Source organism: Streptomyces sp. NPDC058665 (genome assembly GCF_042714995.1).
GTDB lineage: Bacteria > Actinomycetota > Actinomycetes > Streptomycetales > Streptomycetaceae > Streptomyces.
In genome coordinates this window covers 48,779-65,736 of sequence record NZ_JBHXRX010000031.1, presented here as the reverse complement: position 1 = coordinate 65,736, position 16,958 = coordinate 48,779, and the positions used below count along the sequence as shown (strand labels likewise).

Sequence of the window (16,958 nt, the reverse complement as noted above, 5' to 3'; positions counted from 1 at the left end):
CGCGGGGCCGGCGGCGCCGCCACGCAGATGAAGCGGCTTTCACCCAAGGCTCATTCGGACCTCACGGCCCGCGCCCAGGCTGATCGTCGTGCCCCTGTCTCTCCGGCAGACCAGCTGCCTCTGCGCCGTTCTCAGTCTCTGCGCTCTGCTCGCCGTGCCCGGTGCTTTCCCGGGTCTCAGCGGCGACGCGCGGTTCACCCTCGTCGTCTTCACGCTCGCCACGTACACCTGGATCGCCACCTCGGTGGACGACACCTACGTCGCACTCGGCGCCGGACTCGCGCTCACCGCGACCGGGGTGATCAGCAGCGAGACGCTCTTCGCGACTCTCGGCGACGAGATCGTCTGGCTGCTGATATGCGCGTTCGTCCTGGCCACCGCCGTCACCAAGACCGGACTCGCGGGCCGCGCCGCCGCCTTTCTGGTCGGCGGGGCGGGCACCGTACGGCAGTTGGTGCATCTGACCACGGCCGCTCTGGTGGTCACGGCCTTCGCGGTGCCCGCGACCTCGGGCCGTGCCGCGCTCGCCCTGCCGGTCTTCCTGGCGCTCGCCAAAGCGCTCGCCGACCGGACCCGGCTGGTGGTGATGCTCGCGCTCCTCTTTCCGACGGTGATCCTGCTCTCCGCCGTCGCCACCCTGATCGGCGCAGGTGCCCATCTGATCACCGTCGGCGTGCTGTGGGAGCAGACGGGGGAGGAGCTGGGCTTTGTCGCCTGGCTGATCCTCGGGCTGCCGCTCGCCGTGGTCTCCTCCCATCTGGCCGCCGAACTGGTCCTGTTGACGACGACCCGCCGGGCCGACCGTAAGGGGCCCGTACGGATCACCGCCGCGCAGATCCAGGAGCACTCCGACGCTCCGGTAGAAGGACCGCTCAGCCCGTCGGAGGCCCGGTGCCTTCTCCTGCTGGGGACCGTCGTACTGCTGTGGTGCAGCGAACCGCTCCACGGGGTGTCGCCCGCGGTGGTGGCCCTGATCGGCGCCGTCGTCGCCTCCTCACCGGCGCTGGGCACGGTGCGCCTCAAGGACGGTCTGCGTACGGTGCCCTGGCCGCTGCTCCTCTTCATGGCCGCGACCATGGCGATGGGCATCGCGCTCGCCGAATCGGGGGCGGCCGACTGGCTGGTGGCATGGGTACCGGGCGGTGCGTCGATGCCGCCGTGGATATTTCTCGCCGGTGTGATCGTGATCAGTACGGCGGCTCACCTGGCGCTCCAGTCCCGCTCCGCCAGATCGTCCGTGCTGGTCCCCCTGGTGGTCGCCGCGGCGCTGGCCGCGGGCGTCAATCCGGTGGCCGCCGCGTTCGCCTCGACCGCCGCCGCCGGCTTCTGCCACACGCTCCCCGCGTCCGCCAAGCCGGTCGCGCTCTTCGCCGACCTGCCCGCCGGCACCCCCACGTACACCCCGCGCGACCTCCTGCGGCTCTCGGCCGTGCTCGCGCCGCTCACCGCGGCACTCGTGCTGCTCTTCGCCCTCGCCGTCTGGCCGCTGCTCGGCGTGCCCGTCCATCTGGAGACCCAGCCATGAGCTACCGCATCGTCATCGCCCCCAGCGGTTTCAAGGAGTGCCTCTCCGCGTCCCAGGTGGCCGAGTCCATCGCCGAAGGCGTTCTGCGCGTGATCCCCGACGCCGACATCGATCTGATTCCGCTGGTCGACGGGGGCGAGGGGACCGCCGAGGCGCTGGCCCTCGCCGGTGGCGGCCGGCTGGTGCGGCGTACCGCGACGGGCCCGGTCGGTGCGCCCGTCCGCACACACTTCGCCCTGCTCGGCGAGGACGGCCCCGGACCTGTCACCGCCGTCGTGGAGATGGCCGCGGTCGCCGGGCTCTCCCTCGTACCGGCCGACCGGCGTGATCCGGCGGACACCACCACGTACGGCGTGGGCGAGCTGATCCGCGCCGCCCTGGACCTGGGGGCGCGGCGCGTGCTCGTCGGCTGCGGGGACTCCGGGACGTCGGACGGGGGCGCCGGGGCGCTCCAGGCGCTGGGCGCCCGGCTGACCGACCACCGGGGCCGCGAACTTCCACCGGGCGGCGCGGCGCTCGTGGAACTGGACCGCGTCGACCCGTCCGGGCTCGACCGGCGTCTCGCCGGCACCGAACTGCTCGTGGCCTGCAACCCGTTCAACGTGCTGTGCGGTGCCCAGGGTGTGGCGCGGGTGTTCGGGCCGCAAAAGGGCGCGACCCCCTTCGGTGTCGAGGTGCTGTCGGCGGCCCTGGAGCGCTGGGCGACGGTCCTCACCCGCGATCTGCCGCCCGGGATCGATCTGCGGACAGCCCCCGGCACGGGAGCGTCCGGTGGTCTGGGAGCCGGACTCGCCGCGCTGGGCGGCCAACTCCTGCCCCGTTTCGAGGTCTTGCTCGACCGGCTCGACCTGGACGCCAGGCTGGCCCGCGCCGATCTGGTGATCACGGCGGAGGGGGCGCTCGACCACCAGACGGTACGGGGCAAGATCCCCGCCGAGGTCGCGAGCCGGGCCCATGCGGCCGGGGTGCCGGTGTTCGTGCTCGCGGGCACGATCGGGCCGGGCGCACACCTGGTGCGGGCGATCGGCGTCGACGCGTACAGCGCGATCCTGCCGGCGCCGATGTCGCTGCCCGAGGCGATCGAGGGCAGCAGCGAGATCCTCGCCGATGCCACCGAACGCTCCTTGTGGATCCTGGAGTTGGGCACGAGGCTGGGTGTCCGGGCGGCGTGAGGCGTCAGGCTCCGCTCTCGCCTGTGCCGCCGACGACGCGGGCCACCGCCTCTACCACCGTACGGCGCCGTTCACGGCGGCTGATCGGCGCGGCGAGGGCCGAGAACTCCGGGTTCATCGTGGCCCAGGACGTCGACAGCGCCTGGATCAGGGCCAGCAGCTGCACGGCCGAGAAGTGGGACGGGACCGATCCGTCGTCCTGCGCCGCGGCGATGCGGCGGACCCGGAGATCGTTGGTGTCGATCAGGGTCTGGAGGGGCGTGGCCCCGGCGCGCTCCAGGCGGTACCAGGTCGACAGCCGCAGCCGCTCGGGGTCGTCGGCGAAGTGGTCGAACATGCGGCCCGCGTACGCCGGCAGATCGTGGGCGTCGAAGTCGACCTCGGCGAGGGACTCCTTGACGTAGTTGCTGAAGACGGCGTCGAAGAGCTGTTCCTTGTTCCCGAAGTACGTGTAGATGCGTTCCTTGCTGCTCGCGGCCCGCTCGGCGACGCGGTCCATGCGGGCACCCGCGATCCCGTACGTGGCGAACTCGTCGGTCGCCGCCTTCATGATGCGGGCTCGGGTCGCGTCCGGATTGCGGGGCATGGGCCCAGCTTACCTACCAACTAGTAGGTTGCCAACCGGCGCGGATCGAGGCACGCTGGAAGTACCAACCAACTAGTACGTAGGTAGTAAGGAGCGCATCATGGCACGCCACACCTGGCTGATCACGGGAAGCTCCCGCGGTATCGGGCACGAGCTGGCCAAGGGGGCGCTGGAGGCCGGCGACAACGTCGTCGCCACCGCGCGCCGGCCCGAACAGCTCGCGGAGCTCGCCGAGACCTACGGCGACCGCGTCCGTACCGTCGCTCTCGACGTCAACGACCCGGAGGCCGCCCGCGCCGCCGTCGCCACCGCGGTGGAGGGCTTCGGCTCGCTCGACGTGGTCGCCAACAACGCCGGTTACGCCGGCTCCGCCTCCATCGAGGACATGGACCCGGCCGACTTCCGGGCCCAGATCGAGACCAACCTCTTCGGCGTCGTCAACGTCACCCGCGCGGCGCTGCCGCACATGCGGGCCAGGCGCGCCGGTCACTTCCTCCAGTTCTCCTCCATCGGCGGACGCGTGGGCGGCACCGCGGGCATGGGCGCCTACCAGACCGCCAAGTTCGCCGTCGAGGGCTTCTCTCAGGTCCTCAACACCGAGGTCGGACCCCTCGGTATCAAGGTCACCATCGTCGAGCCCGGCGCCTTCCGAACCGACTGGGGCGGCTCATCCATGACCCTCCACGAGCCGAGCCCCGACTACGAGCAGACCGTCGGACGGATGCACGCCTACCGCCGCGAGAACGAGGGCAAGGAGCAGGGCGATCCCGCCCGCGCCGCCCAAGTCCTGATCGACATCGTCAACAGCCCCGAGCCCCCGCTGCGGATGCTGCTGGGCGCCGACGCGGTCACCTTCGCCAAGCGGGCTTCCGACGAACGTGCCGCCGAGGCCGCGCTGTGGGCCGACGTCAGCGGCTCCACCGCGTTCCCCGGGGCGGAGACGGCCGCCTGACGGCCGCACGTGCGGAGCCCGGTCCCGTCCACTTCCCCGCGGCTCGACTCATCCACCGTTCCCCGGACGCCGATCCGCCCGGCGGACCAGGCCGCCGGACACCGGCGCGGCCCCGAGATCGCCGTCCCCGTCCTTGTGGCGCAGCACCCAGTCGTCGAGGTCGTGGGCCGCTTCGAGCGGCGCTGCGGCCAGGTAGGGGCGCCACCAACTGACCTCGTGGGCCTCGGCGGACGCCTCCGTCGCCTCCGCCCGGCCGGAACGCGCGCCCTCCCCGAAGCGCTCGAACGCGGCCGCGGCGTCGTGGAACCGGCGTGCCGCCGCGAGGACTTGGGCGGCGTCGGCCGACGCGCAGTCCGCCGTGCGGGCCCTGCCGTCGGGCGTCAGCTCGTACGCGCCGATCGGGACGGCCGCACGCGCGAGTTCAGCCAGCTCGTACGCCGCGAAGGCCATCTCCAGCCTCGCCCGCGCCGCGTCCGGGTAGGGCGCTCCCGTATCGCCCCCGACTCCCGCTGCCATGTCAGCCGGCCTCCCTACCGCGCAGGAAATAGAGGGCGGTCATCGTGACGGCGAGGGTCAGGATGGTGCCGCGCAGAAACCGGGCGGGAAGGCGGCGGGCGAGGTGCGCGCCCGCGAACCCGCCGGCCACCCCGCCAACCAGCATCGCGGTGAGGATCGGGGGCGTGCCGAGCGCGTCCGAAGCCACGAGGAACAGTGCGGTCGCGCTGAGATAGACCGCGGCGACCTGGGCGATCCGCATCGGGTTGCCGGCCGCCGTGTCCAGTCCGAGGCCGATGCTCCACACCGCCAGCATCATGATGCCTATGGCTCCGCCGAAGTATCCGCCGTACACGGCGAGGACGAACTGCGTGATCAGCAGAGCCCGCGCGCTCATGCCGGCGGTGGCCGAGCCGCCCGGCGCCGTGCTCAGCGCACGGGAGACGCGGCGTCCGAAGGCGAGGACGACCGTGGCGAAAGCGAGCAGCCACGGCACCGCCGCGCTGAACGAAGCAGTCGGCAGGGTCAGCAGCAGACCGGCACCGAGTGCGCCGCCCAGCACACTGACCGCTGTGAGCGCGGGCGTGGATGTCCCGCCGACCGGGGTCAGTTCACGCCGGTAGACCCATGCCCCGGCCAGGGCGCCGGGCACAAGGGCGATGGTCGACGACGCGTTCGCCGTCACGGGAGGCAGGCCTGCGGAGACGAGGTCCTGTCCGGTGGGTCTTCGCGGATAAGGCCGGGGCGTCTGGTGCGGTGCATCGCAAGGCGCCGAAGTGCCCGCAGGGTGGTTTCCTGTGGGCACTTCGGCTACGCGGCGAGGTGCCGTGCCAGGCGTTCCGGGCCCGCGAAAGATCCGCCGGACAGGGCCTGGTGCGGGCAGCGCCACGAAGGTACCTCCGCCGCCGACGGCGTTCAGTGTTCCGGCGACGGCACCGGCCAGCAGGACGAGCGTTATCTCGGGCACCCGCCGAGCATCACCCGGCGCCCGGGTGGTTCACAATGCGTCATTTCCGCACCCAGCCTAAGGCCCTGCCTTAGGCTGGGTGGATGCGCTACGACCTGGACGACCTGCGGCTCTTCCTCGACATCCTGACGGAGGGGTCCATCACCGGAGGCGCCCGCCGGGTGCATCTGAGCCTGCCGTCCGCGAGCGCGCGCGTACGCGCGCTCGAACACACCGCCGGTGTGCCTCTGCTGATCCGCGGTCGCAGGGGAGTGCGCCCCACACCGGCCGGGACGACGCTCGCCCGCCACGCGCGCGACGTACTCGCCCAGACGGCGCGGCTGGAGAGCGCCGTGGCGAGCTACACCCGGTCCCAGGCCGCGCCGCTGACCCTGCTGGGCGGGGGCTCCGCCATGCAGGGATTCGTGCCGGGGGCCCTGGTCTCGTTCCTCCGCGCGCACCCGGACGCCGACGTCAGGGTCTCCGAGAGCCGCACCCCGCAGACCGTCCGGATGCTGACCGAGGGCGAGGCGGATCTTGGGATCGTCATCGACGACGAGGAGGCCCGGGACTCCGGCCTCGACATGGAACCCCTCGGCGACGACTCCCTCGTCGTGGTCGGCCAGGCAGGCGGGATCCTCGCCGGGCGCAGTGGTCTGACCTACAGCGAGGTCGCCGAGCACCCCCTCGTCGGGCTCGACGCCGACTCATCGCTGCGCCGCTGGATCGAGAAGAACCTCGGCCCGCACGCCCCCGTGGTGCGCTACCGCACCACTGTCGCCGGCCTGAACGTTCTTGTCGCCCTCGCCGCAGCCGGGGTCGGGCTCGCCGTCGTACCGCGTCGCACCGTCGACCCCGACCGGCCGCTCGACGTCTGTGAACTGGAGGATCCCTGGGCGCGCCGGCTCCATCTGCTGGCCTGGGGCGCGAAGGCCGGGACCTCGCGGACGGGGGCCGTCGCGGCCCTCGCGGAGCACCTGCGCGACGCGGCACGGTCCGAACGGGGCACCCACACCGGCTCCGGAGAGCCGGCCGACGAGCCCCGGCTGTAGGGCGAGCGGTGCGTTCAGGCGGCCGGGATCCGGCGCGCGGCGGCGGCCTCCAGTAGCTCCAGCACCGCCCGTTCACCGGGCCCGAGTTGGTGGCCCTCGCCGAGAAACCCCTCCGCGGCCCTGTGATCCTCCGAGGTCAGGGACCCCACCGGGCGCAGAAGCCGGGCCAGCGGGTGATGGAAGTCGTGGACCGTGAGGGCGAAGCCCGTGCGGCCGTCGAGCGTTCCGACGGCGGCGAACCGGCCGTTGGCCGACGCCGCGACAGTACGCAGCACCCCCAGGCGATCCCGGAACTCCACCAAGGGACGGGGCCAGCCGGCCGGCCCGAGTGTCACCGGGTCGAAGAACCGGTGCCTGCCCTCGCTGCCCACGTGCGCGACCAGCACACCCCAGGCCGGGACGGCGAACAGGCCGGTCAGCAGAGGCGCGTCGCCCACCGCCGCGAGGACAAGCGCCTCGTGCGGTTCGACACGCCACCGGCTGAGCCCGCCGTCCATGCCGCACGCGACGACCTCGCCCGCTCCGGTGAACGTCAGCTCGCGCACCGGCCCGTGCGGCACCGGCAGGACGGTACGCGCGATCAGCCGCTCCAGTCCCGCGTCGAGAACCACGATGCCCGTGCTGCCGCCGAACGCGACCGCGCCGCCGTCCGGTGCGACGGCGAGACGGTGGGCGGTGTCGATGCCGTACGTGCTCAAGTCCACCAAGCCGGGGTCGAGTTCGGGACCGGCCACGGCCGCGACCGGCCCCAGCGCGGCGCCCGCGACGAAGCCGGCGGCCGTACCCGCGGGCCGCATACCCGTCAGCGCCCTGCCGTGCGACACGTGGAGGGTGTCACCGCGCCGGTAGTGCACCAGCGCCCGGCCGTTTCCGGGCTCCTCACGGACGGCCACGACGTTCTCCTCGTCCACGCACGCGACGGCGTGATGACTGAGCTCACCCAGGTAGACGTCCCGCCAGGAGCCGCCGGACAGCAGGGCGACGCGGGTGAGACCGTCGGCCTCGTGGCCGGTGAGGGTGAGAACGGGGGCGTCGACCCCGAAGGACAGCCACTCGGCGGCGCCGGTGACGAGCGGATGCACGGAACGCGAGGCGTCCGCGGCCGTCGCGGTCACCCGCGCCACCAACTCCTCGTCCGCCGCGGCGAGTCGGGCGACGGAGGGGGCGTCGCGGTGGTCCGCAGGGAAGAGATCGGCGTACCGCTTCGCCAGCCGTACGCCGTCCGCCAACGGCACCGAGGTGATCAGCTCCCCGAGTACGTTCCGGTGCCTGGGGCGGAGATGTCTGGTGGCCTGCCGGTCGATCCCGGCCGCGTCGTCCCAGATGGCGCGCCCGGCCATATCCGACTCCACCTCCCCGTCAACTCCCCCCGGTCCACTCGGAAGGAGGAGCCTTCATGATTCCGTGCCCTGCCGCCTCGCACTACGCTGACTGTCACACACGGGGACTTCAGGGGGAATGTCGATGACGGATCCGATGTCGGTGCTGGCGATGACGGGGGCGACCACGATCGTGGCAGCCATGGCCACCAGCATGTGGGAGAGCGCGCGCGGCGGCGTCGCGGCGCTGTTCCGGCGCCGGGGCGACGACGAGGCGACGGCCATCGCGGTGCAACTCGACGGCGACGCGGACCTGGTGGCCGGCGAGGACGACACCGAGGGCGTACGCGAGGAGCTGATCCGGCCCTGGGCCCGGCGCCTGGCGGCACTTCTGCGCGAACACCCCGAGGCGGCCGACGAGTTGCGGCGCGTGGTGGAAGAGGTCGCGGCAGGGCTGCCTCGTACCGAGCAGCACTGGACGCAGAATGTCTCGGCGCACTCCGGCGGCACGGCGTTCGGCGCCCAGGGGCCAGGCAGCAGCGTTCATATCCACCGGCACGCCGCGCCCGGCGAGTCCGATCCGGGTGACAACGCGCCTGCGGGCGGCCCGTCCGGGGACGGCTCCTCGGTGTGAGCGGCCCGGCACCGGACGCTCCGGCACCGAACGGCTCCGACGGCACGGCCCCGCCGCCCGCCGCCCGCCAAGTGGTGCGTGCGGAAGGCGGGTTCGCGTACGGAGTGATCGGCGCGGACATCCATGTGTTCGGCGACGGTCGCCCCGTCTACGTCCTGCGGAACTGGCAGGGCCCGACCGCGTCGGACCCGGAGTGGCTGCGCGAACTGCCCAGCCGGATGCTGAGTGCCCGGCACGAGGTGGTGCCGTTCACCGGCCGCGCGCACGACCTCGGGGAGCTGCGCGGCTGGCGTGACGCACCCCGGCGGCTCTCGGCGCGCTGGCTCCACGGACCGGGCGGCCAGGGCAAGAGCCGGCTCGCCGCACGTCTCGCCGCCGAGTCGGCCGCGGCGGGCTGGCTCGTCGTGACCGCCGTGCACGGGCCCGGCACCGTACTGCCGCCGCCGGGCAGCCAGGATCTCCGTGCGGAGAACTCCGCAGGCGTACTGCTGATCGTCGACTACGCGGACCACTGGCCGCTGCCCGACCTGGCCTGGCTGCTCAGCAACGCGCTGCTCCACCACGACACCCTGCCCGCCCGGGTGCTGCTCCTGGCCCGGGACACCACCCTGTGGCCCGCCGTGCGCGCGACGCTGGCGGACGTGCAGGCGGCCACCTCGCGGCAGACTCTGGAACCGCTGGCCGATGAGAGCGAGGGCGCGGGGGAGCCGGGGCGCGACGACCGCATGGGAATGTTCCGTGCGGCGCGCGACGCCTTCGCGGCCCGCTACGGACTCGCGGCGTCCGAGACGATCGCACCTCCCGTGCCGCTCGTGGGACCCGAGTTCGGGCTCACCCTGACCGTGCACATGGCGGCGCTGGCGGCGGTGGACGCCCACCGCGACGGACGGCATCCGCCCACCGACGCGTCGGGCCTGACGACGTATCTGCTCGACCGGGAGCATCGGCACTGGGCGCGGCTCTCTGACACGCCCGGCCATCAAACGCCTCCCGGTGTGATGAACCGCACCGTCTTCGCCGCCGCGCTGACCGGCGCGGTCGAACGGCCCACCGGCACCGTGGCGGTCACCTCGCTCGGACTGCCGCTTCCCGCCGAGACCGTGCTCGCCGACCACGCCGTGTGCTACCCGCCCACGGAGATTCCGGCCGCCGACCCCGAGCCCCGCACGGTGCTCGAACCGCTGACACCCGACCGCCTCGCCGAGGACTTCGTCGCCCTCACCCTGCCCGGCCACCTCGCCGACTACCCCGCGCACGACTGGGCGCCCACCGCGCTGAACGCACTGATCCCGCACACCGACCGCGCCTCGCCGGCCCCCTGGCTGCGCCGCGCGATGACCGTCCTGGCGAGCGGCGCCGCCCGCTGGCCGCACCTGGGGACGCTCCATCTCTACCCGCTGCTGCGCGAGGCGCCCTGGCTGGCCGTCGCGGCCGGCGGCGCCGCGCTCGGAACGCTGGTGAACCTGGACGACATCGACATCGGGCTGCTGGAGCAGATCAACGCGTACATACCCCGCCGCGACGACGCGGAACTGGACCCGGCAGCCGCCGTGCTGGCCGTGCGTCTCGCGGAGCACTGGCTGGCGGCTACGGACGATCCGGCTGAGCAGGCCGTCGTCCATCTCAACCTCGGCTGGAGCCTCGGCGGTGCCGGCCGTTACGACGAGAGCCTGGCCGCCGAGGAACGCGCGGTCGCGCTCTACCGCGACCTGGCCCGCGCCGAACCCGCCCGCTACGAAGCCGACTTGGCCCGCGCCCTTAACAACCACGCGGGCAGTCTGAACAGGGAGCGGCGTTACGACGAGGCGCTGTGCGCCATCGAGTCGGCGGTGGAGCTGAGACGCCGGCGTCTGCGGCCCGGCCATGACACCGACGTCGCCGATCTCGCACTCACCCTGTCCAACTACTCCAACGAACTCGGCCGTGCCGGCCGATGGCTCGAAGCGCTCACGGCCGACGCCGAAGCCCTGGAACTGTACGCGGATCTGGCGGAGTCCAAGCCCGGCGAGTACGGCGGTGACCTGGCGATCACCCTGCTCAACTTCGGCAGCTCTCTGAGCAGCGCGCTACGCCTTGAGGCCGCGGTGGCCGCGACCCGGCGGGCCGTCGGCATGCTGCGCTCCCTGGCCCGGAGCGCGCCCGCCGCCCATGAGGGCGGGCTGGCCCGTGCACTCACCAACAAGGCCCAGATGCTGGTGAACATCGGCAAACCGCAGGAGGATCTGATCAGGGACCACGGACTGCCCCCGTCGGAAGACCTGTTCAGGACGAGTGGCTGGCGTGAGGAGGCGCTGGAGGCGGCTGCCGAGGCGGTGGAGATCGGCCGTCGCCGGGCCAAGGCCAATCCGGCCGCCCTGGACGCCGACCTGGCGGGCGCCCTTCAGGTACTCAGCACGGTCCAGCAGGCCATTGGTATGGCGGAAGAGGCGGGGACCACGGCCCGTGAGGCGGGAGTGTTCGAGGAGCGCAGCGATCCACGCCGGCGCCTGCACGGCGCCCCGGAACACGTGGAGTACGGCCAAGGGGCCCACAAGATCGCGGAAGACGCCATGATCGTTCTCTACCGCCATCTCTGCGTCGCGGAGGTGACGGCCCACGGTCCCGAACTCACCCTCCTGCTGCGGCTCCGGGCCCGGAGCGGGCCGACTACGGATCTGGACGCTCTGGCGGAGGCCCTGGCCGTCGATCTCCGCCTCGCCGACGCCGATCCGGTCGCCCACGAGCCCGCCTACTTCGAGGAGTTGAAGCAGTTCGGGTGGGAACTGTGGTGGGCGGGGCGGCGGTCCGAGGCCGTCGAGACGGTGGAACAGGCCGTGGATCTGGCCCGCGCACTCGCCACCGAGGACCGTGAGGAGTACGGCGAGCGGCTCCTGTGGGTCGCGGACACCCTGGCCACGATGCTCAAGGAACTCGGCCGCCGCCGGGAGGCCCGCGAGGTACGGCGCGCGGCGAAGCGGCACCTCGCCGGCTGACACCTCGCCGGCTGACACCTCGTCGGACATACCCCCGTCGGACACACTCCGTCGGACCGCACGGCCTAGAACCCACTGGCGGGCACTTGTTCGCCTTCGCCCTCCCCGGGTTCGTCGTGTTCGCCGCGGGCGGTCTCCAGGAGGCCCCGCCAGGACGTGACGGTCGGCCTTCGCCGTAGCAACGCCCGGCGCTCCCGTTCGGTCATGCCGCCCCAGACACCGAACTCCTCCCGGTTGTCGAGCGCATAGGCCAGGCACTCCGTACGCACCTGACACCCCAGGCACACGGACTTCGCCCTGTTCTGCTCCTGACCCTGCACGAACAGGGTGTCCGGATCGACGGCCCGGCAGGCACCCCGTCCGCTCCACTCCAACTGTGCGTTCATCGCACCCCCTTCCCCTGGAAGGTCAGACGCTACAAAACGCTTTACCGTTGCGACAGATGGCAGTTGATCGATCACCCCTTCGGATGATCGCTCGCACGACGCGCGAGGCGACAACGGCAGACAGGGTGTAGCCATCCCGCGACAGCCGCTCACGGATACCAACCGCCGCCCCTGCAAACCTTGTTGGCGGCAAGATCATCGAATCGAGCTAATGCCGCTGGCTTCCCGGGCCGGCCCGGTGCGCCGCGATTACTGTTCCACGGTATCTGGACGGGTTCCCAGACATACGCCCCGCTTCATCCTCTTTCCCGGTGTCGGACACGCCCGCGTGCCCGACACCGCCCTTACGAAGGAGACTTCGCTCGATGACTGTCGACACCGGCCCCGAGGCGCAGCTGGATTCGCCACCGCAGTCCAGCCTGAGCACGGCGGCTGCCCGCAACCTGGCCACCACCAGCAAGTCTGCCCCACAGATGCAGGAGATCACCTCCCGCTGGCTGTTGCGGACGCTTCCCTGGGTGGAGACCAAGGGCGGCGTCTACCGGGTGAACCGACGGCTGAGCTACACGGTGGGAGACGGGCGGGTCGAGTTCGTCCAGGACGGTGCCGATGTCCGGGTGATCCCCCGCGAACTGGGCGAACTGGCCCTGCTGCACGGCTTCGACGATGTGGGCGTGCTGACCGCCATCGCCGACAGGTGCGTCCAGCGCGACTTCCGCGCCGGCGAAACGCTGGTCGAGCGCGGTACGCCCGCCGAGCAGATCCATCTGATCGCCCACGGCCGCATCAGCCAGACCTCTGTCGGTAAGTACGGCGACGAGACGGCCGTGGCCGTCCTTGCCGACGGCGACCACTTCGGTGAGGAAGCGCTCCTCGATCCGGACGCGCGATGGGACTGCACCGCCACCGCGGAGACCGCGGGCACGCTGCTCACCCTGGACCGCGCCGACTTCGCCGCCGTGGTCTCCAGCGCGCCCGGCCTCCAGGCGCACGTACGGCGGTTCGGCTCACTTCCCCGCCAGCGGCAGAACCGCCACGGCGAGGCCGAGATCGCGATGTCGGCCGGCCACACCGGCGAGGCCGACCTGCCGGGCGCGTTCGTGGACTACGAACTGAAACCGCGCGAGTACGAACTCTCCGTCGCGCAGACCGTCCTGAAGGTCCACACCCGGGTCGCCGACCTCTACAACGGGCCGATGAACCAGACCGAGGAGCAACTCAGGCTCACCGTCGAGGCGTTGCGCGAACGTCAGGAGTACGAGCTCATCAACAACCGGGAGTTCGGGCTGCTCCACAACGCCGACTTCAAGCAGCGCATCCAGCCCCACTCCGGCCCGCCCACCCCGGACGACCTCGACGAACTGCTCAGCCGCCGCCGTGGCTCCAAGGTCTTCCTCGCCCATCCCAAGGCGATCGCGGCCATCGGCCGTGAGTTCAACCGCCGCGGCCTCTACCCGGACCATGTCGACCTCGGCGGTCAGCAGGTCCCAGCCTGGCGCGGGGTCCCGATCCTGCCCTGCGGCAAGATCCCCATCACCAAGGAGAAGACCAGCTCGATCCTGGTCATGCGCACCGGCGAGGACAACCAGGGCGTCATCGGGCTGCGCCAGACCGGACTGCCCGACGAGCTCGAACCGGGCCTGTCCGTACGGTTCATGGGCATCGACGAGAAGTCGATCATCTCCTACCTCGTCTCCACCTACTACTCCGCCGCCATTCTCGTGCCCGACGCACTCGGCGTCCTGGAGAACGTGCAGATCGCCGGCCGGCACGGCTAAGGAGGCATGGATGCCCGACCCTGAACTCTCCCCACCGCGATCGAGCCTGCCCGGCCCGGACCTGGAGCGGATTCTGCGTGGCCCGAGCGGACTGGGCACGTCCGGCCTCTACTTCGCCCGCCCCGAGGCGCCGGAGCCGAAACCGGAGCAGGCACAGGCGCAGGCGGAAGGAAACCCGATCCCCGGTCTCTACCACCACCCGGTGCCGGAGCCCGACCCCGTACGGGTGGAGGAGGTCAGCCGCCGGATCAAGGCCTGGGCGCTGGACGAGGTCGACCTGTATCCCGACGACTGGGAGGACCAGTTCGACGGCTTCTCCGTGGGGCGCTACATGGTCGCCTGCCATCCTGACGCCCCCACCGTGGACCATCTGATGCTCGCCACCCGCCTGATGGTCGCCGAGAACGCGGTGGACGACTGCTACTGCGAGGACCACGGAGGTTCACCGATCGGCCTCGGCGGGCGCCTTCTGCTGGCGCACACCGCACTCGACCCCCTGCACACGACGGAGGAGTACGAGCCGCGGTGGGCACAGTCGCTCCAGTCGGACGCGCCCCGCCGCGCCTACCGCTCCGCCATGGAGTACTTCACCCGGGAGGCCAGCCCCTCCCAGGCCGACCGACTCCGGCACGACATGGCCCGGCTGCACATGGGCTACCTCGCCGAGGGCGCCTGGGCGCAGCAGGACCACGTCCCCGAGGTGTGGGAGTACCTGGCGATGCGTCAGTTCAACAACTTCCGCCCCTGTCCCACCATCACGGACACCGTCGGAGGGTACGAACTGCCGGCGGACCTGCACGCCCGGCCCGCCATGCAGCGGGTCATCGCGCTCGCGGGGAACGCCACCACCATCGTCAACGACCTGTATTCGTACACCAAGGAACTGGCCGCCCCCGGCCGCCATCTGAACCTGCCGGTGGTCATCGCCGAACGTGAGGACCTGTCCGAACGCGACGCCTATCTGAAGGCGGTCGAGGTCCACAACGACCTCATGCACGCCTTCGAGTCGGCAGCCGCGGCTCTCGCCGCCGCCTGCCCCCTCCCGAGCGTGCGGCGCTTTCTGCGCGGAGTGGCCGTCTGGGTCGACGGCAACCACCACTGGCACCGGACCAACACCTACCGCTACAGCCTGCCCGACTTCTGGTAAGAGGAATGGACTCATCTGTGACCAGCACTGACCGCACGACCGTCGCCCCCACCGCCCGCGCCTCCGTGTTCATCCCCTCCCCGGTGACTCCCTACCAGGGGGACATCGCGCGCTACTGGGACCACGAGGCGAGGCCCGTGAATCTGCGTCTCGGCGACGTCGACGGCCTGTACCACCATCACTACGGCATCGGCGACGTCGACCACGACGCCCTGGGCCGGCCCGAGGACAGCGCGTACGAGAAGAAGCTGATCGCCGAACTTCACCGCCTGGAATCGGCGCAGGCCGAACTCCTCCTGGACCACCTCGGCGACATCGGGCGCGACGACACGCTCGTGGACGCCGGGTGCGGCAGGGGCGGTTCGATGGTCATGGCCCATCAGCGCTTCGGGTGCAAGGTCGAGGGCGTCACACTCTCCGCGAAGCAGGCGGACTTCGGCAACCGGCGCGCCCGCGAACTCGGCATCCAGGACCATGTCCAGGCCCGCGTCCGCAACATGCTGGACATGCCCTTCGAGTCCGGGCTGGCCGCGGCCTCGTGGAACAACGAGTCGAGCATGTACGTCGACCTGCACGACCTCTTCGCCGAGCACTCCCGCGTCCTTCGGCCCGGCGGGCGCTATGTGACCATCACCGGCTGCTGGAACCCCCGTTACGGCCAGCCGTCCAAGTGGGTTTCCCAGATCAACGCGCACTTCGAGTGCAACATCCACTCCCGCCGGGAGTATCTGCGGGCCATGGCCGACAACCGCCTCGTACCGCAGACGGTCGTCGACCTGACTCCCGACACCCTGCCCTACTGGGAGTTGCGTGCCACGTCGTCACTGGTCACCGGCATCGAGGAAGCGTTCATCAACTCCTACAACGACGGCTCCTTCCAGTACGTCCTGATCGCGGCCGACCGCGTCTAGACGGCCCCCGGCGCACCCTCCTCGCGGTCAGCCGACTCTGGACTCCACCCGTCCGAGCGGGTTCGGGCCGGCGGTCAGTTCGTCGGACGCCGACTTCCACGCCGAATCCCCGGGGTAGAGCTCCGTGCGGAGATAGGCCCAGGTGAGCTTCTGGATCGCGGAAACCCGCTCGGGGTTCTCGTCGGTGGTCTCGGCGACGTCGTATCCGGACACCCCGCCGAGCCCGTGCTCGGCGTCGAACAGGGTGAGCAGGGACTTGGGGCCGGGGGAGAGGACGTACGGATCGGCGTGCCAGTCCGGGCCCCGGACCGTCAGATGGGCGGAGGCGTCCTTGTCGCCGGCGACCACGAGTGTGGGCGTCGCCATCGTGGAGAAGTCCGGGGCCAGGAGGAAGGGAAGGTTCTCGGCCACGTACTCGGTGAGGGCGTCGCCGCCGCTGCCGGTCGTGGCGAGAAGCACACCCGCCTTGATCCGGGGCTCGGCCAGGCTCACCACCGTCCCGTCGTCCGGATCGGTGAGCCTGGCGCCGAGCAGCAGGCTCGCGGTGTGCCCGCCCATCGAGTGCCCGGCGACGGCGACCCTGCTCCGGTCCAGGCGGCCGATGAGCTGGGGGACGGCGGCCTCGATCGCGTCGAGCCCGTCGAGTACGCGCGTCATGTCCTCGGCCCGCGAGCGCCAGAACAGAGGCGCCCCGGGCGTCTCGGGAGGCAGGCTCAGGGTGGTGGAGCTGAGGTGGGTGGGCTGGATCACGACGAAGCCGTGTGCCGCCCAGAAATGGGCGAGGGGGGCGTAGCCGTTCATCGAGGAGAGGTTGTTCGAGTACCCCTGGCCGTGCGAGAGGAGGATGACCGGCAGATCGCTCCCGGTCACCGGTGCGGAGACTCGTACCGCCAGGTCCACGGCCCGGCCGGGAGCCGGCAGCACGACCGGAGCGACCGAGAGGACGGGAGAGGGTGAGCTGAGGGCGTCGGCCGGGTGGGTCGGTTCACTCATGGTGCGGATCCATTCGAAGACAGAAAATCGGAGCATCGTTCCGTTTCAACATACGGAGCGATGTTCCGCTTTGTCAAACATCCCTGGCCG

The 16,958-nt window shown here is 71.5% G+C and carries 15 protein-coding genes; 9 read left to right on the top strand and 6 right to left on the bottom strand.

Annotated elements, in window-relative coordinates; all coding sequences use genetic code 11:
• Positions 1-88 precede the first annotated feature (88 nt).
• On the top strand, positions 89-1,525 hold the full coding sequence (locus ACFWV8_RS21405) for an SLC13 family permease (protein WP_384204336.1): 1,437 nt from the start codon (positions 89-91) through the stop codon (positions 1,523-1,525).
• Entirely contained in the window at positions 1,522-2,697 is a 1,176-nt protein-coding gene (locus ACFWV8_RS21400; protein WP_384204333.1) for a glycerate kinase, read from the top strand. The genes ACFWV8_RS21405 and ACFWV8_RS21400 overlap by 4 nt, the downstream gene beginning before the upstream one ends.
• A 4-nt stretch (positions 2,698-2,701) precedes the next feature.
• Here ACFWV8_RS21400 and ACFWV8_RS21395 read toward each other — a convergent pair whose 3' ends face one another.
• Positions 2,702-3,283, bottom strand: coding sequence for a TetR family transcriptional regulator (locus ACFWV8_RS21395; RefSeq protein ID WP_384204330.1), 582 nt, complete (start codon positions 3,281-3,283; stop codon positions 2,702-2,704).
• 100 nt (positions 3,284-3,383) lie between these two features.
• On the opposite strand from ACFWV8_RS21395, the gene ACFWV8_RS21390 reads away from it, so the two are divergent.
• A complete protein-coding gene (locus tag ACFWV8_RS21390; RefSeq protein ID WP_384204327.1) occupies positions 3,384-4,235 on the top strand; it encodes an oxidoreductase in 852 nt (283 codons plus the stop codon).
• Between the two features lie 48 nt (positions 4,236-4,283).
• Here ACFWV8_RS21390 and ACFWV8_RS21385 read toward each other — a convergent pair whose 3' ends face one another.
• Together ACFWV8_RS21385 and ACFWV8_RS21380 are read right to left on the bottom strand one after the other, a co-directional pair.
• Complete coding sequence (locus ACFWV8_RS21385; RefSeq protein ID WP_384204324.1) at positions 4,284-4,751, bottom strand: hypothetical protein; 468 nt, start codon at positions 4,749-4,751, stop codon at positions 4,284-4,286.
• Between the two features lies 1 nt (position 4,752).
• On the bottom strand, positions 4,753-5,415 hold the full coding sequence (locus ACFWV8_RS21380) for a TSUP family transporter (RefSeq protein WP_384204322.1): 663 nt from the start codon (positions 5,413-5,415) through the stop codon (positions 4,753-4,755).
• A gap of 365 nt (positions 5,416-5,780) precedes the next feature.
• On the opposite strand from ACFWV8_RS21380, the gene ACFWV8_RS21375 reads away from it, so the two are divergent.
• Entirely contained in the window at positions 5,781-6,728 is a 948-nt protein-coding gene (locus ACFWV8_RS21375) for a LysR family transcriptional regulator (protein WP_384204319.1), read from the top strand.
• Between the two features lie 14 nt (positions 6,729-6,742).
• On the opposite strand, the gene ACFWV8_RS21370 is transcribed toward ACFWV8_RS21375, so the two are convergent.
• The gene (locus ACFWV8_RS21370) at positions 6,743-8,068 is read right to left on the bottom strand and encodes a hypothetical protein (protein WP_384204318.1); all 1,326 of its coding nucleotides are present in this window, start codon (positions 8,066-8,068) and stop codon (positions 6,743-6,745) included.
• Positions 8,069-8,192: 124 nt separating this feature from the next.
• On the opposite strand from ACFWV8_RS21370, the gene ACFWV8_RS21365 reads away from it, so the two are divergent.
• Together ACFWV8_RS21365 and ACFWV8_RS21360 are read left to right on the top strand one after the other, a co-directional pair.
• Positions 8,193-8,681 (top strand): hypothetical protein, encoded by a 489-nt coding sequence (locus tag ACFWV8_RS21365; protein ID WP_384204315.1) that lies wholly within the window; start codon positions 8,193-8,195, stop codon positions 8,679-8,681.
• The gene (locus ACFWV8_RS21360) at positions 8,678-11,653 is read left to right on the top strand and encodes a hypothetical protein (RefSeq protein ID WP_384204312.1); all 2,976 of its coding nucleotides are present in this window, start codon (positions 8,678-8,680) and stop codon (positions 11,651-11,653) included. The genes ACFWV8_RS21365 and ACFWV8_RS21360 overlap by 4 nt, the downstream gene beginning before the upstream one ends.
• A 65-nt stretch (positions 11,654-11,718) precedes the next feature.
• Here ACFWV8_RS21360 and ACFWV8_RS21355 read toward each other — a convergent pair whose 3' ends face one another.
• Positions 11,719-12,039 carry a WhiB family transcriptional regulator gene (locus ACFWV8_RS21355; protein ID WP_384204309.1) on the bottom strand — a complete coding sequence of 107 codons (321 nt, stop codon included), beginning with the start codon at positions 12,037-12,039 and terminating at the stop codon, positions 11,719-11,721.
• 365 nt (positions 12,040-12,404) lie between these two features.
• Here ACFWV8_RS21355 and ACFWV8_RS21350 point away from each other — a divergent pair, with 365 nt between their 5' ends.
• The 3 genes from ACFWV8_RS21350 to ACFWV8_RS21340 are packed head-to-tail and all read left to right on the top strand — an operon-like array spanning position 12,405 to position 15,875.
• Positions 12,405-13,817: a family 2B encapsulin nanocompartment shell protein gene (locus tag ACFWV8_RS21350; RefSeq protein ID WP_384204306.1), complete on the top strand. Its 1,413-nt coding sequence runs from the start codon at positions 12,405-12,407 to the stop codon at positions 13,815-13,817.
• Positions 13,818-13,827: 10 nt separating this feature from the next.
• Positions 13,828-14,964: a family 2 encapsulin nanocompartment cargo protein terpene cyclase gene (locus ACFWV8_RS21345; protein WP_384204304.1), complete on the top strand. Its 1,137-nt coding sequence runs from the start codon at positions 13,828-13,830 to the stop codon at positions 14,962-14,964.
• Positions 14,965-14,969: 5 nt separating this feature from the next.
• Positions 14,970-15,875: a geranyl diphosphate 2-C-methyltransferase gene (locus ACFWV8_RS21340; RefSeq protein ID WP_384204301.1), complete on the top strand. Its 906-nt coding sequence runs from the start codon at positions 14,970-14,972 to the stop codon at positions 15,873-15,875.
• Positions 15,876-15,902: 27 nt separating this feature from the next.
• On the opposite strand, the gene ACFWV8_RS21335 is transcribed toward ACFWV8_RS21340, so the two are convergent.
• Positions 15,903-16,868 carry an alpha/beta hydrolase family protein gene (locus tag ACFWV8_RS21335; RefSeq protein WP_384204298.1) on the bottom strand — a complete coding sequence of 322 codons (966 nt, stop codon included), beginning with the start codon at positions 16,866-16,868 and terminating at the stop codon, positions 15,903-15,905.
• Positions 16,869-16,958: the final 90 nt, after the last annotated feature.